The organism is Mycobacterium colombiense, assembly GCF_001953985.1.
Taxonomy (GTDB): Bacteria; Actinomycetota; Actinomycetes; order Mycobacteriales; family Mycobacteriaceae; genus Mycobacterium; species Mycobacterium colombiense_B.
In genome coordinates, this window is the sequence record NZ_MBEI01000046.1 from 204404 (window position 1) to 230422 (window position 26019).

Consider the following 26019-nt stretch of genomic DNA (forward strand, 5'->3'; position numbering starts at 1 on the left):
TGAGATGTCCCCAGTGTCGAACACCGGGAGCGACTACACGGACTGGAAGCTGCGCTCCACCTCGGAGCGGCTGCGAACCTGATCGCTGCCGAGCACGTAGGTCGGCAGGGTGTGGGGGACCGTGGTGCCGCCCTTGACCCTGGCCTGGGCCTGCCGGAATTCCGGCGCGGGGCCGGATGCGGCGTTGATCCCGTTGATGATCGACCACACCGCGGTGCGGCGGGCGGTGCGTTCGACGATGTTGCAGTCGCGGTGCTGCAGCATCTGCTTGGCCCATTTCGGCATGGTGTCGCGGATGGCCCAGTCGACGGCAGCCTGTGGCATTTGGACGTTGGGGCCGGTGCCCATCGCTTTGCCATGGGTGACAGCGAGTTTCGGCAAGTAGGACTCCAGGCACTCGAGCGTCTCGGCCTTGGTGGTCGGCAGGTCGGTGCCTCCCAGCGCGTGACCGACCCGGACGAACTCACCGTAGTAGCGGTCGAGTTTCTTGCCGCGCAACGGCATTGGGTGATAAAGCTCGTGCGCGGTGGCCAATCCCCAGACGACAGTCGCGTAGTTCCAGCGCAGCCACTCGGGGTCGTCGGCGTCGTAGCGGGCGCCGTCGGGACGAGTGCCCTTGATGGTGTGGTGCATCGCGCGCACGGACTTCGCCAGTCGCTCAGCGGTTTCCGTTGACCCATACGCCGTGCCGATGAAGAACGCCACCGAGTGGCCCAGACGTGTCGCGGCGCCTTCGGGATCGATCCGGGGCACGTGCGATATCGGGTTGCCGTTGCTGTCCCGCTTGATCAGTCGCGAGTGGTGCATGCCCATCCAGTAGATCGACGGGTCCAGGGTCTCCATGAAGGCGGCGCACTGCAGGCCGAAGATCAGCGCGGGCAGGTGCGAGTGCACGCGCCACACGGCGCTGTCGGGGCCGAACCACCCCGGATCGCCGACCGGCGCGGCGAACTCCATGCCGCGGAAAAAGTACCGCCGCATGTTGTCGTCCAACCGTTTGTTGATCAACTGCCCGACGATCTGGTGTGGCAGAAACACAGCGCACTCCCTCGAAACTTCTGGTCACGACTGTAACCAGAATAGGTTTTGGCTACAGGTGTGACAAGACCGGCGCCATCCCGACTTACGCTGTAGGGATGTCGAGTCCCACCCGGTGGGCCGGTATACCGCTCAAGGACCGCCGCGCCGAGCGTCGTGCGCTGCTGGTCGATGCCGCCTATCGACTGTTCGGCAGTGGCGGTGAGGCGGCCGTCTCGGTGCGTTCGGTGTGCCGCGAATGCGGGCTGAACACGCGGTACTTCTACGAAAGTTTCGGTGACACCGACGATCTGCTCGGCGCGGTCTACGACCGGGTGAGTGATCAGCTCGGCGAAGTGATCGAGGCCGCCATCGAGCAGGCGGGGGATTCGCTCGGCGCCCGGACGCGGGCCGGCATCGCGGCGGTGCTGGGTTTCTCGTCCGCCGATCCGCGCCGAGGCCGGGTGCTGTTCACCGACGCGCGCACCAACCCGGTGCTGGCCGCCCGGCGCCGCGCGACGCAGGACATGCTGCGCGCGGGCGTGCTGACCGAGGGCTGGCGCCTCAACCCCGATTCCGATCCGGTGGCTGCGGAGGTCGCCGCGGCCCTATATACGGGTGCCATGGCCGAGCTCGCGCAGCAGTGGCTCGCCGGGCATTTGGGCACGGACCTCGATACTGTCGTCGACTACGCGCTGAAACTGGTGCTGCGGTAGGGAGTGCGGTCATGTGCGGAATCGAACACGCGATGGACCCGATCCGGCGCATCCTCGGGCACAAGATCAGCGTCGGCGGCCTGATCGAGCTGGGATTGTGGTTGTTGATCCCATATCTGTGTATCGGGTTCGCCTGGACGGCTTTCCACCCCGAGCAGACCCAGCGAATTCAGGCGCGGATCGAAGCCGTGGCGCCCACCGGCGCCGACGCCATGGCCTTCGGGGCGGCGACCGTGCTGTGGCCGGCGTCGCTGCAGATCGCCGATTCCTGCCCGGCGCCGTGAGCGACTCTCGGCCGGAATGCGTGCACGATCGGACGATTTGCTCCTAGGCTCTCAGACCATGTCCATCGACCGGCTCGGCCTTCTTGCGGGCACCATCCGACTTGCCTCTGGCGTTTCCTTCCTCGTCGACCCGCTACGGGCGAACAAGTTGTGGGGGGACCCGGACGAGCCGACACCGACCGCGCAATTGTTGTTGCGGTCGATGGGCTATCGCGACGCGCTGATCGGTGTCCTGCTCGCGTCGGCGGCCCTGCGCGGGAACAACACGCGCGGCTGGTTCCTGGCCTCCGCGGGTGCCGACGTGGCCGATCTGGTCGGCGGGCTGAGCGTGCACAGCCAGCTGAAGCCCTCGCAGCAGATGATCGGCCTGGGCGGCGCCGCGGTCGGCGTCGCCACCGGCCTCTGGGGCGCGGTACGTCCGGCCAAGCGCCGGGCGACCCGGGCGGTGACCGAAGAAACCGTTGTGTGACTGAGCGAATCAGCAGGTATTTGCTGTTCTAGATTGCGATGCAGTCGGTACGCTCAGTGCGTGCCGGAGACGGCGTATGCAAACTGCGGTGATCTCAGCCTGGCGTACCAAGTGTTCGGACACGGGCCGATCGATCTCGTCTTCGCTGGTTCGTTCGCGAGCCATGTCGAGCTGTACTGGTCCATGCCCGAGTTCAAGGCCTTCATGGAGCGGCTCGCGACGTTTTGCCGCGTCATCCTCTTCGACAAGGCCGGCGTCGGCTTGTCGGACCCCGTTCCACGGGTCCGCACCCTTGACGATCGGGCGGCCGAGATCGAGGCCGTCATGGACGCCGCCGGCTTCGAAAGAGCTGCGCTGCTCGGCGTGAGCGAGGGCGGCCCGGCGGCCATTCTCTTCGCCGCGACGCGACCGGAGCGAACCCGGGCGTTGATCCTTACCGGGACGGCGGCATATCTGCCCAGCGAAGGTTGGGACGACCTCGACCGTGAGCCGGCCGAGCTCCGGGCACGCTCCATACGCGAAATCGGCGAGGAGTACACGCCGTCTGAAGACCAGATCATCGGCTTCCAGAAGTTCGGCCGGGCTGTCTTGTCGGCGTGGGGAAGTGGTGAGGCGCTCAAGTGTCTGCTGCCGTCCGTCCGGTCATCACGCCAGCTGGGAATGCTCGAGCGGATGTGCGCGAGCCCCGGAATGGCTCGGGTCACGCTTGAAGCCGCTTTCCAGATCGATGTCCGGCCGATCCTGCCGACACTCACCATGCCCACCTTGGTCGTGCACGCCGCCCGAGACCCCGGGGTCCCGGTGCAGGCGGGCAGGTATCTGGCCGACCACATTCCCGGCGCGCGCATGGTCGAGCTCGACGGCACGGACCATGCGCCGTGGTTCACCGACCCCGAAAAGATCGCCACCGAGATCGAGGAGCTTCTCACCGGCAGCCACGCGACCCCGGCACCGTTGAATCGCGCCCTGCGGACGGTGCTGTTCACCGACATCGTCGCGTCGACCGAACGGGTTGCGGCGACTGGCGACGAGCGGTGGCGTGCGGTCTTGCAGCGCTTCGGTGAGATCACGGCTGAGGCCACCGAACGATACGGCGGCACCGTGGTGAAGAGCACCGGCGACGGGTACCTCATCACGTTCGACGGCCCGACCCAGGGCATCCGGTGCGCCGAGAACCTGCGCGATGATGCCGAGAAACTGGGCGTCGAAATCCGGATCGGCATCCACACCGGTGAATGCGAACTCCTGGACGCCGACATCGGGGGCATCGCAGTCCACATTGCGGCGCGGATCCTCGGTCAAGCCGGAGCCGGGGAAATCGTGGTGTCACGGACGGTTCGTGACCTGGTCGTCGGCTCCGGCATCGGATTCCAAGAGCGAGGCGTCGTCGAGTTGCGTGGTGTTCCCGGCGCCTGGGAGCTGGTCGCCGTCGACCGTCATGGCGCAAGCGGTGCATCGCGCGAGGTGCAGCTGGCCGCGGCGCCCACGCCCGGCCCGCGAACGTCGATGCGGCGGTCGGACCGTGCCGTGGCGGTGATGGCGAAACGTACGCCGTGGCTGCTGCGCGGAATGGCGCGATTGGTCCCGGTTACCGACGGTGGCCCGGTGGCCGCCGGGACAAGCTCGCGCTGACAGGCGGGCGGTGATGCTGTTGACTGAGCGTCATGGGTTTCGGTGTGCTGACATTTGTTACCGACGACGGCATCGGTCCCGCGGAGTTGGGGGAGGCGCTCGAGCAGCGCGGTTTTGAATCGCTGTTTCTCGCCGAGCACTCACACATCCCGGTCGACGCGAAGACCCCGTATCCGGGCGGCGGCCCGATCCCGCCGAAGTACTACCGCACGCTGGATCCGTTCGTGGCGCTGACCGCCGCGGCGGTCACCACCGAACGGCTCGTCCTGGGCACCGGGATCGCTCTGGTGCCCCAGCGCGACCCGATCCACACGGCCAAGGAGGTGGCGTCGCTGGATCTGGTGTCGCAGGGGCGATTTCGATTCGGCGTGGGAATCGGCTGGCTGCGTGAGGAGATCGCCAACCACGGCGTGAATCCGTCGGTCCGCGGACGCGTGGTCGACGAGCGGCTCGATGCGATGATCGAAATCTGGACGCACGAAAAGGCGGAATATCACGGCGAATTCGTGAACTTCGACCCGATCTACAGCTGGCCCAAACCGGTCCAGAAGCCTTATCCGCCGCTCTATCTCGGCGGCGGACCGGCGGGCTTCAAGCGCATCGCGCGCCTGAACGCGGGCTGGCTGTCGATGACGGGGTCGGCAGAGGAGTTGTCTTCTCCGCTCGAGCAATTGCGGGACCTGGCCGGCAAGGATGTGCCGGTGATCCACTTCCACGGCGGCAAGCCGGCGGCGAAAGAACTCGAAGCCTATCGCGACCTGGGTGTGGAGCACCTGTTGCTGGACCTGCCGACGGAGCCTCGCGATCAGACGCTACAACGCCTCGATGGGTTGCAGGCCGACATCGCCAAGCTGTCGTAAGGTCAAGTGCCGCAGAAGGTCTGATACTTCCCGAAGTCCTCGGGGGCGGGCGTGGCGTAGCGCTCGAGGCCGGGCCGTTCCGTATAGGGGTCCGTCACCGCGGCCAGCAGTTGCTCCAGTGGGCCGAGCTCACCGGCCGTCGCGGCGGCGAGCGCCTCCTCGACCAGATGGTTGCGCGGAATGTAGATCGGGTTGTTGCGATCCATCGCGTCGGCGTCGGGACCCAGCGCCCGCCAACGCGTCAGCCACACGTCAAAGCCGGCGAGGTCCATGAACAATCCGCGCACGGGTTCGGCATCGGCTTTGGCATCTCCACGCGCCGCGTGGCCGAGCGCGCGGAAGAACGACGTGTAGTCGATGTGGTTCTGCTTGAGCAGCAGGAGCAGTTCCTCGACGAGCGCCGTGGCGAATTCGGCGTCGACGCGGTCGGGTAGGCCGAGTTTGGCGCGCATCCCGGAGCCCCACACGGCGTCGTAGCGGGTCTGGAAGACACCGAACGACTGTTCCGCGAGCGCGATGGCCTCCTCGGTGTTCGCCGAGAACAACGGCAGCAGCGTCTCGGCGAAGCGGGCGAGGTTCCATCCGGCGACCACCGGTTGGTTGCCGTAGGCATAGCGTCCCCAGAAGTCGATCGAACTGAAGACGGTGTCGGGGTCGTAGGCCTCCATGAAGGCGCACGGCCCGTAGTCGATCGTTTCACCCGAGATGGTGGTGTTGTCGGTGTTCATCACCCCGTGGACGAACCCGATCAGCATCCATTGCGCGATCAGCGACGCCTGGACGGCAACCACCGCTTCGAACAGGGCGAGGTACGGGTTGTCCGCCTCGGCGGCGCCGGGGTGGTGGCGGGCGATCGCGTGGTCGGCGAGGCGGCGCAGCAGGTCCTGGTTTCCGGTCGATGCGGCGAACTGGAAGCTGCCCACCCGCAGATGGCTGCTGGCCACGCGGGTGAGCACGGCACCCGGCAGCGTTTCTTCGCGGTGGACGGGGCGGCCGGTGCCCACCACGGCCAACGACCGCGTCGTCGGCACGCCCAGCGCGTGCATCGCCTCGCTGACGATGTACTCACGCAGCATCGGCCCCACCGCGGCCAGGCCGTCACCGCCGCGGGCGAACGGCGTGGCGCCGGAACCCTTGAGGTGGATGTCCCGCAGCCGCCCGTCGCCGTCGACGAGTTCGCCGAGCAGCAGCGCACGCCCGTCGCCCAACCGCGGGACGAAGCCGCCGAACTGGTGACCGGCGTAGGCCTGGGCCACCGGGGCGGCCCCGTTGGGTACCGAGTCGCCGACCAGGAAGCGCATCCCGTCGGGCCCGCGCAGCCAGGCGGCATCGAGGCCCAGCGACTCGGCCAGCGGCTCGTTGAGCGCCAGCAGCTGCAACTCGGGGAACGTCTCCGCCTGCCAGCGGACCGCCATCTCCGGTAACTCGCGGAAGAACCGGTCTTGGAGAGCAATGGTGGTATCCGGGGCAACGCTCACCTCATCGAGCCTACGGAAACCCGATGGCGCTATCCGAGGGCTTTGCCGATGAGATCGCGGGCGCGGTCGAGCATCGACGCGAACGGCCCGAGCGCGAAGTTCAGCTTCGCCGATTCAACGCCGGGGTGGGGGCGCGTCGGAGCGATGGCCTCGGCGGCGCGTACCGCCGCCCCCATTCGCTTGAGGTCATCGGTGTCGACCTTGCGCTTCAGGACGGGGAACTCTTGCTCCTCCTCCTGCCGTGCGTGCTCGAGCACGGCTTCGCGCAGCTTGGTGAGCTCTGCGATGAATTTGTTCGAGGTGATGTCGAGCTTCTCGATCGCCGACAGCAACTCCTTGGCTTCGTGCTCCTCTTGGAGGCGGGCGTCGACGATGGCGTCGCCGGCATCACCGTCCTCGCGCCGCACGCGCGGATGCACCACCATTTCCTCGGCCGTCTCGTGGACGGCCAGCAGCTGACGCAACGTTGCGAACGGCTCTTCACGCGCTTTCGGATCCGTCGCGTGCAGCACTTGGTCGAACATGTCCTCGATGAGGTTGTGCTGCGCTTTCAGGAATGCGACAACTTCGTCGGGTGATTCGACAATGAGGTCTGCCATCGCCGATACCTCCAATGATTTCGGGAATTGGGATCGCGCACTGTGGGCTGAGTGCGGCTTGTCCGAGTCATACCCGCTGCACAGAGGCCCAAACGGCGCCTCGCTGCACGCGGCGTGCTGAGGCGCCCAGTCCCGGAATCAGGACCCCTTGCGGCACAACGTATTCGCACGTCTGCGTCGACCACCCAGCCAGATCCCCGTCAGCCGCGCAGCGCCCGACGGGGATCTGGGGGTAGGGCGAGCGGGTTAGACGCCGCGGTCCCGAGTGGTGGTGGGCGCGACGCGGGTGCCGGCGGCGGCGTCCTTGCGGCGCATCAATCCGGCGAGTCCGCCCAGGCCCAGGAGGCCAACCAGGCCCCACAGCCCGGACTTGGCGTTGTGCTGGTCATTGTTGTTGTCCGCCAACGTGGTTGTGGTGGACGACGGCGTGGGAGCACTCGGACTGGCGGCGTTGGCGACGCCCGCTCCGCCGAACAGCAGTGCTCCGGTGGCGGAAACGATTGCAATGGTCCTACGCATTTTTACTCCTAATGGGTTTGCTCGATCGAGCCCAGACGGCTGATCGACAAGCATTTCGGGACCAGGGTGCTCTAGTCTCCGCAGAAAGCGACGCACGACCGATGGCCGCAACGTCGCGAGGGATGGCTTACCCCGGCTGGCAACGCCGAAACCCGATGCCGCGGGCCTTTCGTTTGCTGGCCGCCGCGGCAAGCCGAGGCTCCGGCGGCGGGAATCCGGCGCAAAAGAGAGACGTCGGGGTGGCCATCCGGGACCGCCGGTTCCAGATACTCGCTACGGTTAGGGGCAACGCACCCGCCCGACACACAGAGACGACAGATCAGCGCCATGTCCGAACAGCTCAACACCACCGCCGCCGTGCCCGAAGACATCGGCTCTCGCATCGACCCGGTCCTCGCCCGGAGTTGGCTCCTGGTCAACGGCACGCACGCCGATCGGTTCCAATCCGCGGTGGACTCGCGCGCTGACATCGTCGTCTTCGACATCGAAGACGCGGTGGCGCCCAAGGACAAGAACGCCGCCCGCGACAACGTGGTGGGCTGGCTGGGCGCCGGTAACGTCGACTGGGTCCGCATCAACGGTTTCGGCACCCCCTGGTGGGCCGACGACCTGGCCGCCCTGGCCACCACCCCGGTCGGCGGGGTGATGCTGGCGATGGTCGAATCGGTCGACCACGTGACCGAGACCGCGAAGCGGCTGCCCGATGTGCCGATCGTGGCCCTGGTGGAAACGGCCCGGGGCCTGGAACGCATCACCGAGATCGCCGCGACCAAGGGCACCTTCCGGCTCGCCTTCGGCATCGGCGACTTCCGCCGCGACACCGGTTTCGGCGAAGACCCGGCCACCCTGGCGTACACGCGATCACGCTTCACCATCGCCTCCAAGGCCGCCGACCTGCCCAGCGCGATCGACGGACCGACCATCGGCTCCAATCCGCTGAAACTGATCGAAGCCACCGCGGTGTCCACCCAGTTCGGGATGACCGGCAAGATCTGCCTGACGCCCGATCAATGTGCCGTCGTCAACGAGGGACTCTCGCCGTCCCAGGACGAAATCTCTTGGGCGAAAGAGTTTTTCGTCGAGTTCGAACGTGACGGGGGAGAGATCCGCAATGGCTCCGACCTGCCCCGCATCGCCCGGGCCACCAAGATCCTGGAGCTGGCCCGCGCGTACGGCATCGAGGCGTTGGACATCGACGAGGAAGAGCGCGATCACTCGCCCGCGCCGTCGGATACCTACCACTACTGAGCGTTATGCCGCATGTCGCGCGAGTGAGACCCCGACGCGGATTTCGAGCTTGCTCATAGTGATCGTGGGGCCGCTCGGCGGAGCCGTCGACCGGTAGCTCTTGCCTGTGGGCGTTGTGAATAGTGCTGTGTGAGTGTGGTTTTCATCGACTGCGGTGCTTACCCGCCAGCCCGCGTTTTCCTTGACGTAGTTGCAGGCTTCACATAACCCGAGGCCGTTATCCGCGGTGGTCCGGCCGCCGGCCGCGAATGGTTTTGCGTGGTCGCGGTGCCTAACCGGCGCGTCGCAGTACGGAGTACGGCAAGATTGATCACGTAGTCCGATGAATTCGGCCAGCCCCCGCGGAAAAATCCGTGCCCGTGATTCCATGGCCACCAGAGCTCCGGCCCGAGGATGTGTATAGAGCCTGCGCAGGGTCGCGCGCGAACGTCGATCGGTGACGGCGCCGGCAACCATCGCGCGGGCGACCGTCGCGGGGATGGGGCCGTAGCCGGAGATGCTGGCCGGTGCGTCGTCACCGCCAAGCAGCGTCTCGTCGGAGAGAACCAGATTGACCGCTATGGGGGTAGGGACCGTGGCGCTGTGACCGGTGATCCTTTCGACCAATGTGTCTGCCATCACCTGTCCGCGTGGGCGCCCGTCGCCGCGGGTGTCCGCCTCGCGGCGCAGCGCCGCGTACACCGAAACCCCCTGAGCCACTGGCAGTAACGCGGTCAGGTACGTCATCGTATCGGGCGCAGGCCGAATGGTGACCGTGCGTTCGTTCTCGGCCTTGGCCGCCCGCTCGACGACGGCATGCGGATCCAGCCGATAGGCGATCGCCTTCGCGGCCGCCGCCACCCGAGCGTCGCCCAGGCCGCTCAGGCTCGCGAGATCCGCGCACAGTTCCGCGTCCAACGCGCGGCGATCCTCGACGTCCAGGCAAGCGCTCTCGCGCACGATCAGCGTCGCACGCCACTCCGATAGCGCTCCGCATTCCAGCGCCGCCAGAGTGTGCGGCATCTCGTGGACGAGCGCTTTGGCAAAGCCAAGATGCCTCCCTCCCCGGACGGGTGCATCCCGTCGAGCCAGCGCGACCTCGCTGGCCACACCCCGTCCGCGCTGCGCGGCAGGCACCCCGGCGGTTGCCTCAGTGGTTCGACGTATCGCGTCCAGCTCGGCGGCCGCACGGGCCTGACCCGCGGCGGCGGCGCTTTTGATCGTCTCCAGCTCGGCGATGCGTTCGATCAGTGCCGATTCGTCGGCTGCGGGGTCGATGGTTGCCAAGGCTTCGAACATACATTCGATAATAAACAGGACCACCGACATCCGGTCATCGCTACGCTGGCAAGGGTGAGCGCCAAGGGCCGGATCCGGGTGGCGCGGGTCTACGACGACGTCAGCCCCGACGAGGGCCAGCGGGTGCTGGTCGACCGCGTCTGGCCACGAGGGGTGCGCAAAGACGATCCGCGCGTGGGCATCTGGTGCAAGGACGTCGCTCCGTCGAAGGACCTCCGCGAGTGGTACCACCACGATTGGGACCGGTTCGACGAATTCGCGTCACGCTACAAGAGCGAGCTGCGCGACAGCGGCGCCCTGGACGAGCTGCGCAAAATCGCCAAGCGCGGTTCCGTCACGCTGGTGACGGCGACCCGCGAACTCGACATCAGCCAGGCCGCGGTCCTGGCCAAGCTGCTCAAACCTCGCTGAAGCGGCTTCGAACCAGCAGCGTCGTAGGCTCGTCCCGTTGATATGACCAACCCCGACCCGATTCTCCCGCGGGAACTGACCGACCTTCCCGAGGCGATCCGCAGCGTGCCGCCACCGCCCATCCCGGAATTGCCCGCGCCCTACGGTCTGCGTGTCGCAGACCCGGACGCCGACGCCGAGATGGTCGCGGAGTGGATGAGCCGGCCGCATCTGGCCGAGGCCTGGGAATCCAGCTGGCCGGCGGCGCGGTGGCATTGCTACCTGAAGGCGCAACTGCAGGGCGAGTTTTCTCGCCCGCTCATCGCCAGCCTGGACGGGGTCGACCGTGGATACATCGAATTATACAGAGCAGCAAAGGATTCCATTGCCCTAAGATATGAGCACGACCCTCACGATCTGGGACTGCATGTCGCGGTCGCTGATTTGGACTACATCGAACGCGGCCACGTCAGTTACCTGCTGCCGCATTTGGTCATCGGCATCTTCACGCTCGATCCGCGGTGTCGCCGCATCATGTTCGATCCCGATCATCGCAATGCCTTGGCGCGCAAGTTCTGTGAACGGAGCGGCTGCGTATTTCTCGGCGAGCACGACATGTCGAATCGGCGGATGGCGCTGTACGTGCTGCCGCGCACTCCGGAAGACGTCCCCCGTCCGTGCGACAGCTGATGGGCCCGTGCGCCCGCATCAAAGCTGTTGTGCCAGCTGCTGTCCGATGAAGGCCGCCGCTTCACCGAGCAAGACGCTCACGACGATATTGGCCAGTGCCGCGCGGAGTTGGCGTTCCTCGCCGAGCCGCTGCGTTTCCAGCATCCAGGTGGAAAACGTGGTGTAGGCACCGACGAAGGCGGTGCCGGCCAACAGCGCCAAATCTTTATTCAGAGCCATCCCGCCGAGGAAGCCCAAAAGCGCTGCGCCGCTGATGTTCACGGCGAGTGTGCCGAACGGAAACGGCCGAGATAGCCGGCGCGCCACAGTGCGGTCGACGACGAAACGCAGCACCGACCCGACGCCGCCGATGAGCACGACGCCGACCCAGACCAGAGCCGTCGTCACCGCGGCGGCGGTCATCGGCGCACCCGGACGCGGCGCACCAACTTGGTGGCAAGGTGCACCGCCAGCAGTCCAAGCACGATGCTGGTCACGGTGTAGCCGGCGGCCAACCCCCAGTGGCCGTGTTCGATCATCCTCAGCGTCTCGACCTGCATCGTGGAGAAAGTGGTTAAACCGCCGCACAATCCGGTGCCGAGCAGGGGCCGCCGATAGCTCGACGTGGGCAACCGCTCCAGCAGCCGGGTGGTGAAATAGCCCACCAGGAACGCCCCAACGATGTTGACCGTGAACGTGGGCCATGGCCAGCTCGCCGGGTCAGGGCCGGCCAGAGTGCTCAGGGCCGCACGGGCCAGGGAGCCCAGCGCCCCACCGGCGAACACCGCGGCCAATTCGCGATAGTCCCGCTGAGCCACTGGGTCGATTCCCTTCGTTCGCCGGTGCGCTACGCAGCGTATGGCCGAAGTCCAGACCGGCGCAGCCCGGGGGGACGCGGACACGGGCAGAATTGGAAACCATGGTCGCCAATCCCCGCGCCGGTCAGCCGGCCCAGCCCGAAGACCTCGTCGATCTGCCCCACCTGGTGACGGCGTATTACTCGACCGCGCCCGACCCCGGTGACGTCGCTCAACAGGTCGCCTTCGGCACCTCAGGGCACCGCGGGTCGGCGCTCAACGGGGCGTTCAACGAGGCTCACATCCTGGCGATCACCCAGGCCATCGTCGAGTACCGCGCCGCGCACGGCACGACGGGTCCGTTGTTCATCGGCCGGGACACGCACGGCCTGTCCGAGCCGGCCTGGGTGTCGGCGCTGGAGGTGCTGGCCGCCAACGACGTCGTCGCCATGATCGACTCCCGCGACCGATACACCCCGACACCCGCCGTCAGCCATGCCATCCTCACCTACAACCGCGGCCGCACCGAGGCGCTGGCTGACGGAATCGTCGTGACACCGTCGCACAACCCGCCCTCCGACGGCGGCTTCAAATACAACCCGCCCAACGGCGGGCCGGCCGACACCGATGCCACCAACGCGATTGCCAAGCGCGCCAACGAGATCCTGCGCGACGGGTCGGGCGTCAAGCGCATCCCGCTGGTCCGTGCGCTGCAAACCGCGCAACGCCACGATTACCTGGGCAACTATGTCGACGACCTGCCCAACGTGGTCGACATCGACGCCATCCGCGCTGCCGGGGTGCGCATCGGCGCCGACCCGCTGGGCGGGGCCAGCGTGGACTATTGGGCCGAGATCGCCCAGCGGCACCGCCTGGACCTGACCGTGGTCAATCCGCTGGTCGACGCGACATGGCGATTCATGACGCTCGACCACGACGGCAAGATCCGGATGGACTGCAGCTCGCCGGACGCGATGGCGGGGCTCATCCGAACCGTGTCCGGCAACCCCGGCCGCTTCCAGATCGCCACCGGCAACGACGCCGACTCCGACCGGCACGGCATCGTCACGCCCGACGAGGGCCTGCTCAACCCGAACCACTACCTCGCGGTGGCCATCGAATACCTCTACATCCAGCGGCCGTCGTGGCCGGGCGGCATCGCCGTCGGCAAGACCGCCGTCAGTTCGTCGATGATCGACCGGGTCGTCGCCGGCATCGGCCGCAAATTGATCGAAGTGCCGGTCGGGTTCAAGTGGTTCGTCGACGGCCTGATCGGAGGCACCATCGGCTTCGGCGGCGAGGAGTCCGCCGGGGCGTCGTTCCTGCGGCGCGACGGCTCGGTGTGGACCACCGACAAGGACGGCATCATCCTGGCGCTGCTGGCCTCGGAGATTCTCGCGGTCACCGGGGCGAGCCCGTCGCAGCGTTATCAGCGGCTGACCGCCGAGTACGGCACGCCGTACTACGCGCGGGTCGACGCGCCCGCCGACCGCGACCAGAAAGCCCGGCTCTCGAAGCTGTCCGCCGACCAGGTGACCGCGACGGAATTGGCGGGGGAGCCGATCACCGCGAAGCTGACCGCGGCGCCGGGCAATGGCGCACCACTGGGCGGATTGAAGGTGACGACTGCCAATGCATGGTTTGCCGCGCGTCCGTCGGGAACCGAGGACGTGTACAAGATTTACGCGGAATCCTTCAACGGGCCTGAGCATTTGGCGGAGGTGCAAGAAACCGCGCGCGAGGTAGTTAATAAAGTCATTGGGTGACCTTTTCCCTCCGTCTTGCCCGCTCGGGGGGGCGTGCGTCTCGTTCTGGCCGGCTGCCGCGCGAAGTCTGGATTCTGAGCTGGGCGAACATCATGATCGCCCTGGGCTATGGGGTGATCTCGCCGGCGCTGCCAACCTTTGCGCGCACCTTCGGGGTCAGCATCAAGGCGGTGACATTCTTGGTCACCGTCTTTTCGTTGAGCCGGTTGTGTTTCGCACCGATCAGTGGCCTGCTCACCGAGCGGTTGGGTGAGCGGCGGATCTATATCGGGGGTTTGCTGATCGTTGCGGTGTCGACCGCCGCGTGTGCGTTTTCCCAGGCGTACTGGCAGTTAATGCTTTTCCGGGTCTTCAGCGGCATCGGGTCCACGATGTTTTATGTCTCGGCGCTGGGACTGATGATCCACATCAGCCCGCCCGACGCGCGCGGGCGGATCGCGGGGCTGTTCACCACTTCGTTCATGGTCGGCGCGGTCGGCGGTCCGGCGGTCGGCGGGCTGGCGGCGGGATGGGGGCTGACCGCACCGTTCGTCGTCTACGGCGCCGCCATGCTGGGCGTCGCGGTGGTGCTGTTCTACAGCCTGCGCAACTCGGCACTGGCGGCACCACCGCCGCCGACACGGTCCACGGTGACGCTGGGCGAGGCGCTGCGGGTGCGCGCGTACCGGTCGGCGCTGCTGTCCAATTTCGCGACGGGATGGTCGGCGTTCGGGCTGCGCGTCGCCCTGGTCCCGCTGTTCATTTCGGACGTCATGGGCCGCGGCATCGGCATCATCGGAGTGGTGCTCGCGGCGTTCGCGGGCGGAAACGCGCTGGCCGTCATCCCCAGCGGCTATCTGTCGGACCGGATGGGGCGGCGCACCTTGTTGATCATCGGGCTGGTGACGTCCGGGGTGGCGACCGTCTGGCTGGGCTTCGTGTCGTCGCTGCCGGTGTTCATGGTGGCGGCCGGCGTGGTTGGCGCGATGACGGGAATTTACATGTCACCGCTGCAGGCCGCCGTCGCCGACATCCTGGGCAATGAGGCGCGCGCCGGCCTCCCGGTGGCGACGGTGCAGATGATGTCGGACCTGGGTGCCATCGTCGGGTCGATGGCGGTCGGGTGGGCCGCCGAGCAGTTCAGCTACACGTGGGGCTTCGTCATCAGCGGCATCGTTCTGCTGATCGCCGCTATCGGCTGGGTGGTGGCGCCGGAGACCCGGGCGGCGGTGGATCTGGAGGCAGACCTGCTGGCGTCCGAGTCGGACGTCGAGCCGGTATGAGCAGCAACTTTGAAGGTCAGTTACCGGTGGTGTAACTTCGATGGGCACGACTTCTTGGGGCTATGGCGCAGCTGGTAGCGCACCACACTGGCAGTGTGGGGGTCAGGGGTTCGAGTCCCCTTAGCTCCACCAGGAAACAGCGATTCACACGCCGCAGGCGAACTCCGGAAGATCCGGCAATGTCAGCGACGGCGGTGCAGCCAGACGATAATGCCGACGACGGCTGCCACGACAGCCACGGCCACCGGCACGAAACCGTGTGATAGCACCGCATCTGCCTGACTCCTCGACTGCTCGAGAACGGTGTGATCTGCGGGGCTTATCGGTTGGGTGGTGGGCCCACGCTGGGTCGGCTGTTCGGCTGCGACTGGATGCCGGGGTGGGCTTCCATGACCGACCGACTCCTGCGCGGGCGCCGCCGCGGACGGTGGTCCCGGTTTCGTCGCCGACGCCGCGCTCATGGATCCAGCCGCCGGCTCGCTGACCGCTGCGAAGGGGGAAGGCCGCAACCGATCGCGGCCTCGCCTTCGTTTCGGCCCCCACGCCTCATCTCCCAATTCGTCGGGAATCATCCACATCAGCAGCGCGAGGTTGACTATCCCAAGCACGCCGTGCAGCACGATGTCAGCAGCGTGAAAACCGAACAGCGTCGGTTTTGCCTGCGCCGTGGCGACACTGCTGAGAAACAACAACATCAAGTAGGCGATTGCACTGACTGCAGTAACGGTTACTGCCGCGCGGCGGTAACCGATAGCAGCAATGGCCGCCACCCCAAACGCCAGCAGGATCGCGCTGTGTGCCGCAGTCGTTGCCAAGCCGAGAACTGGGGCGCCGGTGGGCCCGGCATGCGGATGCAGGGCGGCCGAAATCAACCCGGCAATCCCGAACGCGCTCACCAGCACGCCTTCTACCAACAAAAACCAACGCCCGCTATGGAAGCGCCCAGGATCCATGGGGATCCTGCGCAGTCCCGACGTCACGCCGGGAACGTGGCCCGCCGTAACAGGCATCCGCGGCCTTTCGCCTAACAGGAGGTTGTGTGACAGGGCTACCCGCTTCCGCCCGAACTACTCCAGCCGTTCGCGCGCAGCGTCGACGGCTATCTGGGGAGGCGGGCCGATTAAGGGACGCCGGCACGCATGACCGGCCACCTACGCGGGTACGCGGTTGGGTGAACGGTTGTTCGCAGCGGATCGGCGCGTGAAGTCCGGTTCGGTCGCAATTCAAAGGAGAAACGGATCGACCGACTAAGCACGGTCGGTCGGCGGGAGGAGCTTCTGATGCCCGAGGTCCAACTTCACCACGAGGGACACCCGCGCTATCGGCGGATGGTCCGATTCGACTGGTCCGAGACGCCACTGCACTGGGTGCCCGACGACCCGTTCGCAACGCACATGATGAACGTCTTACACCTGCTCCTCCCCGAAGGAGAGCGGCACTTCATCAAGGCCGTCCTGGAAGCATCATCGCTGGTCGATGATCCGGAGCTGGAGGCGGCGATCAAGCCGTTCATCCAGCAGGAGTCCTGGCATGCCTGGGCGCACCAGGTGGTGCTCGACCATTTGGCCGAACAAGGCATCGACACCAAGCCGTACACCTCGCGGCTACGAAAAATGCTGTCGGTGGCGCTGGGTGATCCGCCCAAGTGGTTTCCGCCAGCGATGAAGCGATGGTGGCTGTATCGGCGCCTGGCCGACGTGGCGGCGCTGGAACATTACACCGCGATGTTGGGCCAATGGGTGCTGCAGAACCGCGGTCTGGATTACGCCGGCACCGACCCGATGATGCTGGATCTGCTGCGTTGGCATGGGGCCGAGGAGGTCGAACACCGTTCACTGGTGTTCGACGTCTACCAGCATGTGTGCGGCAACTACTTCATCAGGGCCTTCTCCATGCTGATGACCACTCCGCTGTTTTACGGCTGGTGGATTGCCGGAGCGAAATACCTGATGGCCCACGATCCGACCATCGACCAGAAGTGGCGTTGGCGCGATTGGTGGCGTGCGGCCCGCGAATACAAATTGCCCGGTCCTTGGCAGCTGATGGTGACGCAACCCGCCAGGTACATGCGGCCTCACCATCATCCCGGTCCCGAAGCGGTCACGACGATGGCGGTCGACTACATCAAGAACTCGCCCGCGGCTAAGGCCGCCCGCGAACGAGCTCACCAAGAACGGGAGGCCGCGATCCGATGAAAGTCTCAGTCGATCTCGATACCTGCGACGGCAACGGTGTGTGTATGAGCCTGTGCCGCGAGGTTTTTGACGTACGAGAAGACGGGCTACACCTGCTCGACGAGCGACCGCCGCGAGAGTTACGCGGGCCGTTGAGGGCCGCCGAAGTGTCCTGTCCCACCCAGGCGATTGTGGTGGAGGACTGACGCGATGCCGGCGAATCCTCAGTTACAGCAGGTCGTCGTGGTTGGTGCCGGCGTGGCAGGGACGCTGGCGGCGGAGACGCTGCGACAGGATGGCTACGACGGTGCCCTCACCATCGTTGGTGCTGAACGACAGGCCCCCTACCATCGGCCACCGTTGTCGAAGAAGCTGCTCAGCGGTCAGGTGCACCGGGCGGGCGTCGACATGGCGCCGCAGTTCGACATGGATGCGCGGGTGTTCAGGGGGGCTTCCGCGGTCAGCCTCGACCTGTCCGCCCGTACCGTCCGGGTCCGCGACGAGGGCCAGGACCTGTCCTTGGGCTTCGACGGGCTTGTCATCGCCAGCGGGGCTGAACCGCGCGAATGGCCGGGCGGCCAGGCTCCCGAAGGGGTGCTTCTGCTGCGGACGGTCGATGACTGTTTGGCGATCCGAGACCGACTCGGTTCGCGTCCCCGTGTCGTGGTGGTAGGGGGCGGGTTTATCGGCAGCGAGGTGGCAGCGACCTGCCGATTGCTCGGGCTGGATGTGACGCTCGTGGAGAAGGCCGCCGGGCCGCTGGTTCAGGCTTTAGGTGCGGAGCTGGCGCCCTGCTGGGCGAAATTGCATCGCGAACATGGCGTGGACTTGCGCGTCGGCGTGGGTGTCGACGAATTCGTCGGCAACGGGCGGGTCGAAGCGGTACGACTCACCGACGGTTCGCAGGTGCCGGCCGACGTCGTCATCGTCGGACTCGGTGTTACTCCCGCCACCGCCTGGCTGGAAGGCTCGGGTCTGCGACTGGACGACGGGGTGGTCTGCGATGCCACTGGCGCCGCCGAGGGCAACACCGGCGACGGCAGTGTGGTCGCCGCCGGGGATGTGGCGCGCTGGTGGCATCCGCTGTACGAGCGCCATCTGCGCACTGAACACTGGGACGACGCGGCACGTCAGGGCGAGGCCGCGGCACGCACACTGCTGGCCGGTCCCGAGCGCGCCGAGGCCTTCGACGCGGTGCCGTATTTCTGGTCCGACCAATATGACGTCAAGCTACAGATGCTAGGTGTGCCAACGGATTACGACGCTGTCGAGATTATCGAAGGCAATCCGGACGGGGAGTTCATCGGCGCCTACGGGCGGGGCGGGCGCACCATCGCGGTGCTCGGGACGATCCCTGGCCGGGTCCATGTCTATCGGGAGGCCATCGAGAAGCGCGCCGAATTCCCGCCGAGGCGACCGGATTAGCAAAGGCGGACTGGACTCGAGACACGCCTTTTTGGGTACAGCATCCACATGCATCGCCCCGATACGATCATCGAAATTCATCGCGAACGCGTGCAGGATCAGACGGTCGGGATGTTCAGCGGCGACAAGTACACGCAGTCCGTCGACGGCGCGGGCTACTCCGCGACGGCCACCCTCGACCTCACCCTGGATCGCGTCTGGTTCGTCCTCGACTCTCGTCAGCGGCTGTGGCAGGAGGAAGCCGACGGTGAGACTCACGACCCCCTGCGGCACTTCGCGATAGACCTGGTGATCTTCGATTCCGAGATCGTCATCGATTCGGTTACCTGCATCCCGCTGGTATCGCTGCCCCCGGCTACCGTCACGATCCCCGATGGTCCGCGTGCCGGAGAGTCGCGGGAGATTGCCTACAACGAGATTCCGCTGTTCGGGCGGTTGACAATTCACGACCAGCTCGAGTCGCATCGACTAGAGCCGGGCAAGCAGACGATCGCCCTGAACTTCACCTCCCAGGATGCTCCCGTATTGGTGGCGGCACCGTCGGCGGACCAGCACGCCGGGTGGCTGTTCGGCCCGCACATCGAGCGGCGTGAGGGCGGGGTCACGGTCCTTGGTGGACAAGACCCACGGATCAGCTGGGAACTCGACTACGCCGAGGCGTACTGGATAACCCACAGCATCGCCGGGGAGCTGATGGTGAACCTGGAGAAAATGCAGCATCCCGGCCTCTCCGACGATGAAGCGAGAACCAGGGTGCTCGACTCGCTTGCCGCGCAAATCGCCGATGCGGTCCGCCCGCAATTGGAGGCGATGGGAGACAACGGGATCCAGGCACTACTGCCGTCCCCGGTGGACGTCGACCCCGAGGCCCTAGACGACAGCACGGCCAAGCAACTCGACGCCGTGGTGCAGCGTTTCGACGTCGGCGAGGCCACCGAGGAATCCATGGTGGTGCAGCTGCGGACACTGCGCGACTTGCCGCCCGGCGAGGAGCTGCCTGCGTCCGTCCTCGCCGAAAACCCCCGCGAGAGGGCGGCTTTGGCCGTCACCGGGTGGAGTATTCTGCGGCAGGTCCGTGACACTGTGATGAACAGTTTCGATCTCGACGAAAGCGACTTCGACCCCGATGCGCCCTGCGCGCTGGCGGGCCCCAAGACCATCAGCATCGGCGGACAGGACCGCAGCCTCGACGCTCTGGACGCCGATATCGTGCCGCGAACGGGGGACGGCCGATTGGTCGTCGACGGCACCGTGAGCGCCGACACCAAGCTCTACGACTTCAAGGCCAACTTCAAGGTGACGTACGAAATGGGCCTGGGCGACATCCCGCGTGACCCGAAGGAGAAAGAGCTGTTGCGGGAGGACGTGGACAGCATCGAGCTCCTCGAACAGACGCTGAGTCTGGCCGGTCAGAAGAAGCGCACCGGTCATCTCACTACCGAGGAATACGAGGCGGAGGTCAAGCGAGTCAGCGAGCGATTCGATCGGCTGCCGCGAACCGTGGGGGTGCGACCGGCGCAGAACTCCGACCCGGATGTGAACGCGGACTTCAGCCTGACCGCCGCCGGCAAAGTGGCTACGGCGGCAGGCGCGGCGGCTGTCGTCGGCCTGCTTGCGCTGCCGGTGACCTGGGTTGCGGGGGCCGCCGGAGTAGGAGCCGCCGGGGCGGGCGGATTGTTGACGCTGGCGATCGCGCAGTACATCACCACCGTCCTGACCATCGACTGGTTCGGCACCGGTATCGGTTCTCGTCAGGTCAAGAAATCGCTGAACGACCAACCCGAGGGAACATCGCTCCCTCCGATCGGGATGCCGGTAGACCTGGACCTCAACCGCCAACGCCTCGCGGTGTACTTCCGTCCGGTGCCGGCGAAATTGTGGGTCGATTGCGTCGAGGCCGATGCGGAAGATCAGGCAGGTGATGATGGCGACGGCATTCGGGTCATTGGTGGCCGGTGGCCCACCGATGGCCATCCGTGGCGGCTGTCGCACGATGATGCCGTGTTGTTCGTCGACTCCGACGAACTGCAGCTTTTCGTCGATCCGGCGGGCGTGGGCGGCGACGACTTGCCCGTTGGCATTGACATCGAAGAGGACGGGCGACGCCGACTGCGGGTACAGAGCGATCCCGACGCGCTGCGCCGGCTGCCGCAGTGCTCGCGGCTAGCAGAGGACAGCGGCCGAGAACCACCCACCGGCCACTAGCGCGATGAGAAGCGCGGCGGTGGTTTGTCCCATCGCCGCGGCCGCGATGGCACCGACGATCGCGCAGATGAGCACCGTGACAGTCAGGAATGCAACGAGCACCCGGTGTGAGTTGACCGCCGCGCCGGCCCGCGGCGCGATGACAGACTTTCGAGAGCGATCCACGCCAACCATGAAAGCTCCTTAGGTGTGACGCCCGCAACATCCCCATGCCATGTGTGGTCTACGTCACATCATAGCCGAGCTGCGTCCGTTACCGCATCGCAACGCCGCGGCGGTCTTGAGACGCCCTGACCGCTTATTGAGCACGCTCGGCTGGAAGCCAAGTGCCTGACGCAAATCCGTGGATGCCGTCGGGCGGATCGGTGGCGAAGAATTACGGAATCGCATCGAGCCGCGGACGATTGACCCGAACGACTCAAGTCTTCACGACGCCGAATGGCGCGGCGCGACAAGGAAGTTAGAGCCCTGCGGCCGACAGCGAGACGCCACCCGCATTTGCCCACAGTTAGCGCGTTATCCGGCTGAGACCGCGGATTAGGTTTTCGCCTCGATGCGGATTACTCTTGCCCGCGGTTCGTTCGCGACTCAGGAAAGCAGCCATGTCTGTTCAGCCCACTCTGCTGCGCCGTCAATCGTTGCGCAGCGCCCGCCGTCAGCGGGTCGCTCCTCGCGTGAAGTGTCCGATGGTCGGCCAGTGCTTCGATGTCGAAATCACCCGCGACGCGGACGGATGGATGATCCGGGTCCCCGAGATCGGCAGGGCCACCCGCGCCGGCAGCCGGGCCACGGTGGAGCTGGCGGCTCGCGAATGCATCGCGAACTGGACCGGCATCCCGATCGGGTATGTCGCCGTCTACGTCGCCAGCGAGACCAGCTAGTTATCTAGCCACCCGGCGAGATCGCGATCGATTTCGTCTCGAGGTAGCCGTCGAGCCCTTCGGGCCCGAGCTCTCGGCCGTAACCGCTCGCTTTGACGCCGCCGAACGGCGCAAACGGATCCATCGTGTAGCCCTGGTTGATGCCGAGGGTGCCGGTGCGGATCCGCGTGGCCAGCGCCAGGGCCCGGTCGGTGTCGTCGCCCCAGACCGATCCGGCCAGGCCGTAATCGGAATCGTTGGCGATCTCGACTGCCTGCTCCTCGTCGCGGTAGGGGATGACCGTGATCACGGGGCCGAAGATCTCTTCGCGTGCGATGCGCATCGCGTTGTCGGCGGCCGCGAACAGGGTGGGTTGGACGTACCAGCCGCGGTCGAGCCCGTCGGGCATCTCGGCGCCGCCGACGACCAATCGCGCGCCCTCGTCCTGGCCGACCCGGATGTAGTCGCGAACGCGCTGCTGCTGGCGTCGAGACACCAGGGGACCGACTTGGGTCCCGGGGTCGCTGGGGTCGCCGACACGAAGGCCGCTCATCTCGGCGGCGAGCGCATCGACGTATTCGTCGTGGCGCGCATGGGGCACCAGGACGCGCGTCAGGGCATTGCAGATCTGGCCGCTGTTGGACAGGCTGGCCGATCGCACCCCGGCGGCGACCTTGTCCGGCGCCGCGTCGTCGAGAACCAGCGCCGCCGACTTGCCGCCGAGTTCGAGGCTGACCCTGGTGAGGTTGGCCGCGCAGGCCGCGGCGACGGCACGCCCGGCCGTGGTGGAGCCGGTGAAGGACACCTTGTCGATTCCGCGGTGGGCAACGAGGTAGGCGCCGAGCGCGGCGTCGCCCGGGAGCACGCTGACCACGCCGGGTGGCAGGCCGGCCTCGTCGAGCATCTCGCCCAAAAGCAGCGCATCCAAGGGGCTTTCGGGCGCGGGCTTGAGGACGACGGTGCAGCCGGCCAGCAGCGCCGGCACCAGTTTGGTGACGATCAGGAATTGGGGCATGTTCCATGGCACGATCGCCGCGACGACGCCGACGGGCTCTTTGCGGATAAGGACGTCACTGCCGAAGAACCCGGGCCTGGTCTCCTGCCACTGGTGTCGCTCGGCCAGGTCGCAGAACGCGCGAATCATGAATGCGGGCAGGCCGACCTGCGCGCGCTGGGCGAAGCTGGTCGGGGCGCCGATCTCGGCGGTGATGGTGTCGGCCATCTCGGGGCGGCGCCGGTCGTAGATCTCGGCCAGGCGCCGGACGGCGGCGAGCCGTTCCGACGGCTCGCTGTGGGCCCAGGGCGAAGAGATCAAGGCCGCGCGCGCGGCGGCGACCGCGGCGTCGACGTCGTCGGGTCCGGCCGCGTCGACCTCGGCTATGGGTTCCTCGGTATGTGGTGAGATGACTTGCACGACCTGGTGGTCCATCCGCGCCTCCCGGGGCCAATATCAACTACTTGCTATTGATGGGTTGAGGATATACCGTCGGCCGTGACGGAGCTCTCAGGGATCGGTGAAACCGGTGCGCAGGTGGTTGTTTCGCGCGGGAAGTGCAGAAGTGAGCGGCTGGGCACCCACGGTTTCCCAAGTTGGACTGCATAAGGAGCGATCATGGCCCGATTCCCCAAACCGCCGGAGGGCAGCTGGACCGAGCATTACCCGGAATTGGGCACCGCTCCGGTGTCGTATGAGGACTCCATCAGCCCCGAGATCTACGAGCTGGAACGCGAGGCCATCTTCAAGCGGGCCTGGCTCAATGTCGGTCGCGTCGAACAACTTCCGCGCAAGGGCAGCTACCTCACCCGGGAGCTGAAGGTCGTCAACACATCAATCATCTTGGTGCGCACGACATCTGGCGACATCAAGGCCTACCACAATGTGTGCCGGCACCGCGGCAACAAGCTGGTGTGGAACGACATGCCACAGGAAGAGACGCGCGGCGTGTGCCGGCAGTTCACCTGCAAATACCACGCCTGGCGCTACGACCTGGACGGCAACCTCACCTTTGTGCAGCAGGAGGAGGAGTTCTTCAACCTCGACAAGAATCGCTACGGCCTGGTGCCGGTGCACTGCGACGTGTGGGAGGGCTTCATCTTCGTCAACTTCGCCAGGAAACCCGAACAGTCGCTGCGAGAGTTCTTGGGGCCCATGATCGCCGGGCTGGAGGGCTACCCCTTCGACAAGATGACATCCCGCTGGTACTACCGCTCGGAGGTCAAGGCGAACTGGAAGCTCTACATGGACGCGTTCCAGGAGTTCTACCACGCGCCCGTGTTGCATGCGAATCAGTCGCCGACCGCGTACTCAAAGGCGGCCGCGGAGGCGGGTTTCGAAGCCCCGCACTACCGGTTGGACGGGCCGCACCGGCTGGTCAGCACATCCGGTGTGCGGGCCTGGGAAATGGCCGACGAGATGCGCAAGCCGATGGAAGACATCTGCCAGAGCGGGCTCTTCGGCCCCTGGGACAAGCCGGATCTGGGGCCGATGCCCGCCGGGCTCAACCCCGCGAAATGCGATCCGTGGGGCCTGGATTCGTTCCAGCTGTTCCCCAACTTCGTCATCCTGTTCTGGGGCCAGGGTTGGTACTTGACCTACCACTACTGGCCGACGTCCTACAACAGTCACCTTTTCGAGGGCACGCTGTACTTCCCGGCGCCGCGCACCCCGCGCGAGCGGGTGGCCCAGGAGCTGGCGGCGGTGTCGTTCAAGGAATACGGGTTGCAGGACGCCAATACGCTGGAGGCGACGCAGACGATGCTCGAATCCCAAGTGGTTGACGATTTCTTACTTTGCGACCAGGAGGTCTTGATCCGTCACCTGCACAAGGAGACCGCGGCCTGGATCGATGATTATCGCCGGACTTCCACGGCAGGAGTGTGAGTACGATGCCGATGCTGCCCGCCGAGTTCGCCGACCTCGAACGGTTCTCCGACTGGTGTCTGCCCAGCGAACCCGAACGCTACGCCAAGAGGCTGGCCAGCTCGATGACGGAAATGAAGGCGTTCTACGACGCGATCACCGCGCGGGCCGAAGAGGCTCTGACGTTCTGCGACAAGTTCTCCCTCGACGACCTGCCCGACGACGTCCAGAATCTGATGCACCTGCTCTATTCCATGATCATGGTGTCGTTCCCGGTCGAGTGCTGGAAACAGCCCCGCGTCCCGGATTCCGGTGCGTCGACGCTGGACTGCGTGTCCGAGCCCGTTCCATGATCTCCGTGTTGCGGGCGGCCCGGTGGGCTGACGTCGTGACGGGCCAGATCCACACGCCGGCGGAGGTGGTGATCGACGGCGAACGCATCACCGCGATCAATCCCCAAGAGCCGCTACCGGATTCGGCGACCATCATCGACCTCGGTGACGTGACGCTGCTGCCGGGCCTGATGGACATGGAACTCAACCTGCTCATCGGCGGGCCCGGCGGGCCCGAGGGCCTACCGGCGCCCATGCATGGCGTGCAGGACGACCCGGCGTACCGCACGCTGCGCGGCGCGGTCAACGCGCGCACCACGCTGGATGCCGGGTTCACCACGGTGCGCAATCTCGGATTGATGGTCAAGACCGGGGGATATCTGCTCGACGTGGCGTTGCAGCGCGCCATCGACCAGGGCTGGCACATCGGGCCGCGCATCTATCCCGCCGGCCATGCCGTCACACCGTACGGCGGGCATTTGGATCCAACGGTGTTTCAGCGGTTGGCTCCCGGGATCATGCCGCTGTCGGTGGCCGAGGGCATCGCCAACGGTGTGCCCGACGTGATCGCCTGCGTCCGTTACCAGATCCGGCACGGCGCCAAGCTGATTAAGGTCTCCGCCTCGGGCGGGGTGATGTCACACAGCACCGCGCCGGGCGCACAGCAGTACTCCGACGCCGAGTTCGCCGCGATCGCCGACGAGGCCCACCGGGCCGGAGTCCGGGTGGCCGCACATGCCGTGGGGGACAGCGCGATTCAGGCGTGCATCCGCGCCGGCATCGACTGCATCGAACATGGCTTCCTGGCCAGTGACGAGACGATTCAGATGATGGTCGACCACGGCACGTTCCTGGTGTCGACCACGTATCTGACCGACGCCATGGCCATCGACCGCATTGCACCGGAGCTGCGCAAGAAAGCGCTCGAGGTGTTCCCGCGCGCAAAGTCGATGCTGCCCAAGGCAATCGACGCCGGCGTCCGCATCGCGTGCGGCACCGATGCGCCAGCCATCCCGCACGGCCAAAACGCCGAGGAGCTCGGCGCGCTGGTGCAACGGGGCATGACTCCCGCGCAAGCGATCCGGGGGGGCCCCCGGGGGGGCGCCCGGGGGGGGGGGGGGGGGGGGGGGGGGGGGGGGCGGGGGCCGGGGGGGGGGAGCGGGCCCCCCACGGTGCGAC

Annotated in this window: 28 protein-coding genes and 1 tRNA gene; 19 read left to right on the forward strand and 10 right to left on the reverse strand. The window is 66.4% G+C overall.

The features are described from left to right. Positions 1–33 precede the first annotated feature (33 nt). Positions 34–1038 carry an oxygenase MpaB family protein gene (locus tag A5732_RS11110; RefSeq protein ID WP_065051186.1) on the reverse strand — a complete coding sequence of 335 codons (1005 nt, stop codon included), beginning with the start codon at positions 1036–1038 and terminating at the stop codon, positions 34–36. A 98-nt stretch (positions 1039–1136) separates the two neighbouring features. On the opposite strand from A5732_RS11110, the gene A5732_RS11115 reads away from it, so the two are divergent. From A5732_RS11115 to A5732_RS11135, 5 genes are read left to right on the forward strand one after another with little or no spacing between them, the layout of a single operon-like run. After that, the gene (locus tag A5732_RS11115; RefSeq protein ID WP_076052668.1) at positions 1137–1733 is read left to right on the forward strand and encodes a TetR/AcrR family transcriptional regulator; all 597 of its coding nucleotides are present in this window, start codon (positions 1137–1139) and stop codon (positions 1731–1733) included. An 11-nt stretch (positions 1734–1744) separates the two neighbouring features. Continuing rightward, the gene (locus A5732_RS11120) at positions 1745–2017 is read left to right on the forward strand and encodes a hypothetical protein (RefSeq protein ID WP_076102204.1); all 273 of its coding nucleotides are present in this window, start codon (positions 1745–1747) and stop codon (positions 2015–2017) included. Positions 2018–2075: 58 nt separating this feature from the next. Next, positions 2076–2486 carry a DUF4267 domain-containing protein gene (locus tag A5732_RS11125; protein WP_076052670.1) on the forward strand — a complete coding sequence of 137 codons (411 nt, stop codon included), beginning with the start codon at positions 2076–2078 and terminating at the stop codon, positions 2484–2486. 60 nt (positions 2487–2546) lie between these two features. Next, entirely contained in the window at positions 2547–4118 is a 1572-nt protein-coding gene (locus tag A5732_RS11130; protein ID WP_076102205.1) for an adenylate/guanylate cyclase domain-containing protein, read from the forward strand. A gap of 32 nt (positions 4119–4150) precedes the next feature. Continuing rightward, complete coding sequence (locus A5732_RS11135) at positions 4151–4978, forward strand: LLM class F420-dependent oxidoreductase (protein ID WP_076102206.1); 828 nt, start codon at positions 4151–4153, stop codon at positions 4976–4978. A 2-nt stretch (positions 4979–4980) separates the two neighbouring features. Here the strand turns inward: A5732_RS11135 and A5732_RS11140 are convergent, their stop codons facing one another. From A5732_RS11140 to A5732_RS11150, 3 genes are all read right to left on the reverse strand, one after another. Then, on the reverse strand, positions 4981–6456 hold the full coding sequence (locus A5732_RS11140; RefSeq protein WP_076102207.1) for a protein adenylyltransferase SelO: 1476 nt from the start codon (positions 6454–6456) through the stop codon (positions 4981–4983). A gap of 29 nt (positions 6457–6485) precedes the next feature. After that, entirely contained in the window at positions 6486–7055 is a 570-nt protein-coding gene (locus A5732_RS11145) for a hemerythrin domain-containing protein (RefSeq protein WP_064952104.1), read from the reverse strand. Positions 7056–7301: 246 nt separating this feature from the next. Next, positions 7302–7574, reverse strand: coding sequence for a WGxxGxxG family protein (locus A5732_RS11150; protein WP_076102208.1), 273 nt, complete (start codon positions 7572–7574; stop codon positions 7302–7304). 327 nt (positions 7575–7901) lie between these two features. Between A5732_RS11150 and A5732_RS11155 the strand changes: the two genes are divergently transcribed. Then, positions 7902–8822, forward strand: coding sequence for an HpcH/HpaI aldolase/citrate lyase family protein (locus A5732_RS11155; protein ID WP_076052675.1), 921 nt, complete (start codon positions 7902–7904; stop codon positions 8820–8822). Positions 8823–8825: 3 nt separating this feature from the next. On the opposite strand, the gene A5732_RS11160 is transcribed toward A5732_RS11155, so the two are convergent. After that, a complete protein-coding gene (locus tag A5732_RS11160) occupies positions 8826–10100 on the reverse strand; it encodes an HNH endonuclease (RefSeq protein WP_076102209.1) in 1275 nt (424 codons plus the stop codon). 54 nt (positions 10101–10154) lie between these two features. Here A5732_RS11160 and A5732_RS11165 point away from each other — a divergent pair, with 54 nt between their 5' ends. Continuing rightward, complete coding sequence (locus tag A5732_RS11165; RefSeq protein WP_076102210.1) at positions 10155–10511, forward strand: DUF488 domain-containing protein; 357 nt, start codon at positions 10155–10157, stop codon at positions 10509–10511. A gap of 42 nt (positions 10512–10553) precedes the next feature. Next, on the forward strand, positions 10554–11180 hold the full coding sequence (locus tag A5732_RS11170) for a GNAT family N-acetyltransferase (RefSeq protein ID WP_076052678.1): 627 nt from the start codon (positions 10554–10556) through the stop codon (positions 11178–11180). Between the two features lie 18 nt (positions 11181–11198). Here the strand turns inward: A5732_RS11170 and crcB (A5732_RS11175) are convergent, their stop codons facing one another. Both crcB (A5732_RS11175) and crcB (A5732_RS11180) read right to left on the reverse strand, forming a co-directional pair. Continuing rightward, positions 11199–11582, reverse strand: coding sequence for a fluoride efflux transporter CrcB (crcB, locus tag A5732_RS11175; RefSeq protein ID WP_064952098.1), 384 nt, complete (start codon positions 11580–11582; stop codon positions 11199–11201). Further along, positions 11579–11977: a fluoride efflux transporter CrcB gene (gene crcB / locus A5732_RS11180; RefSeq protein WP_065075480.1), complete on the reverse strand. Its 399-nt coding sequence runs from the start codon at positions 11975–11977 to the stop codon at positions 11579–11581. Before crcB (A5732_RS11180) ends, crcB (A5732_RS11175) begins: the two co-directional genes overlap by 4 nt. A gap of 101 nt (positions 11978–12078) precedes the next feature. Here crcB (A5732_RS11180) and pgm point away from each other — a divergent pair, with 101 nt between their 5' ends. The 3 genes from pgm to A5732_RS11195 all read left to right on the forward strand — a co-directional run bounded on the left by pgm (position 12079) and on the right by A5732_RS11195 (position 15116). Further along, positions 12079–13722 carry a phosphoglucomutase (alpha-D-glucose-1,6-bisphosphate-dependent) gene (gene pgm / locus A5732_RS11185; protein WP_076102211.1) on the forward strand — a complete coding sequence of 548 codons (1644 nt, stop codon included), beginning with the start codon at positions 12079–12081 and terminating at the stop codon, positions 13720–13722. Between the two features lie 92 nt (positions 13723–13814). Beyond that, the gene (locus A5732_RS11190) at positions 13815–14984 is read left to right on the forward strand and encodes an MFS transporter (RefSeq protein WP_081389521.1); all 1170 of its coding nucleotides are present in this window, start codon (positions 13815–13817) and stop codon (positions 14982–14984) included. A 56-nt stretch (positions 14985–15040) separates the two neighbouring features. Further along, a tRNA-Ala gene (locus A5732_RS11195) sits at positions 15041–15116 on the forward strand. A 50-nt stretch (positions 15117–15166) separates the two neighbouring features. Here the strand turns inward: A5732_RS11195 and A5732_RS11200 are convergent. Then, positions 15167–15964 carry a DUF4383 domain-containing protein gene (locus tag A5732_RS11200; protein ID WP_171975003.1) on the reverse strand — a complete coding sequence of 266 codons (798 nt, stop codon included), beginning with the start codon at positions 15962–15964 and terminating at the stop codon, positions 15167–15169. 300 nt (positions 15965–16264) lie between these two features. On the opposite strand from A5732_RS11200, the gene A5732_RS11205 reads away from it, so the two are divergent. Genes A5732_RS11205 through A5732_RS11220 form a run of 4 tightly spaced genes read left to right on the forward strand, consistent with a single transcriptional unit; the run spans position 16265 to position 20788 of the window. Then, on the forward strand, positions 16265–17179 hold the full coding sequence (locus A5732_RS11205) for a metal-dependent hydrolase (RefSeq protein WP_065075485.1): 915 nt from the start codon (positions 16265–16267) through the stop codon (positions 17177–17179). Next, a complete protein-coding gene (locus A5732_RS11210) occupies positions 17176–17364 on the forward strand; it encodes a ferredoxin (RefSeq protein WP_076052682.1) in 189 nt (62 codons plus the stop codon). The genes A5732_RS11205 and A5732_RS11210 overlap by 4 nt, the downstream gene beginning before the upstream one ends. 4 nt (positions 17365–17368) lie before the next feature. Next, positions 17369–18583, forward strand: a complete 1215-nt coding sequence (locus A5732_RS11215) for an NAD(P)/FAD-dependent oxidoreductase (RefSeq protein ID WP_076052683.1) — start codon at positions 17369–17371, stop codon at positions 18581–18583. A gap of 48 nt (positions 18584–18631) precedes the next feature. Next, positions 18632–20788: a hypothetical protein gene (locus tag A5732_RS11220; protein WP_076102213.1), complete on the forward strand. Its 2157-nt coding sequence runs from the start codon at positions 18632–18634 to the stop codon at positions 20786–20788. On the opposite strand, the gene A5732_RS11225 is transcribed toward A5732_RS11220, so the two are convergent. Further along, positions 20747–20962 (reverse strand): hypothetical protein, encoded by a 216-nt coding sequence (locus tag A5732_RS11225; protein WP_075232732.1) that lies wholly within the window; start codon positions 20960–20962, stop codon positions 20747–20749. The genes A5732_RS11220 and A5732_RS11225 overlap by 42 nt on opposite strands. Before the next feature lie 512 nt (positions 20963–21474). Here A5732_RS11225 and A5732_RS11230 point away from each other — a divergent pair. Then, on the forward strand, positions 21475–21669 hold the full coding sequence (locus A5732_RS11230; protein WP_076052685.1) for a long chain fatty acid-CoA synthetase Faa4p: 195 nt from the start codon (positions 21475–21477) through the stop codon (positions 21667–21669). A gap of 4 nt (positions 21670–21673) precedes the next feature. Here the strand turns inward: A5732_RS11230 and A5732_RS11235 are convergent, their stop codons facing one another. Continuing rightward, positions 21674–23077: an aldehyde dehydrogenase gene (locus A5732_RS11235; RefSeq protein WP_076102214.1), complete on the reverse strand. Its 1404-nt coding sequence runs from the start codon at positions 23075–23077 to the stop codon at positions 21674–21676. 183 nt (positions 23078–23260) lie between these two features. Between A5732_RS11235 and A5732_RS11240 the strand changes: the two genes are divergently transcribed. The 3 genes from A5732_RS11240 to A5732_RS11250 all read left to right on the forward strand — a co-directional run. Next, positions 23261–24529, forward strand: a complete 1269-nt coding sequence (locus A5732_RS11240; protein ID WP_076102215.1) for an aromatic ring-hydroxylating oxygenase subunit alpha — start codon at positions 23261–23263, stop codon at positions 24527–24529. After that, positions 24526–24861: a hypothetical protein gene (locus A5732_RS11245; protein ID WP_170880026.1), complete on the forward strand. Its 336-nt coding sequence runs from the start codon at positions 24526–24528 to the stop codon at positions 24859–24861. Before A5732_RS11240 ends, A5732_RS11245 begins: the two co-directional genes overlap by 4 nt. Next, on the forward strand, positions 24858–26019 hold a 1162-nt coding region (locus tag A5732_RS11250), incomplete at its 3' end, for a metal-dependent hydrolase family protein (RefSeq protein ID WP_253189046.1). The genes A5732_RS11245 and A5732_RS11250, both read left to right, overlap by 4 nt.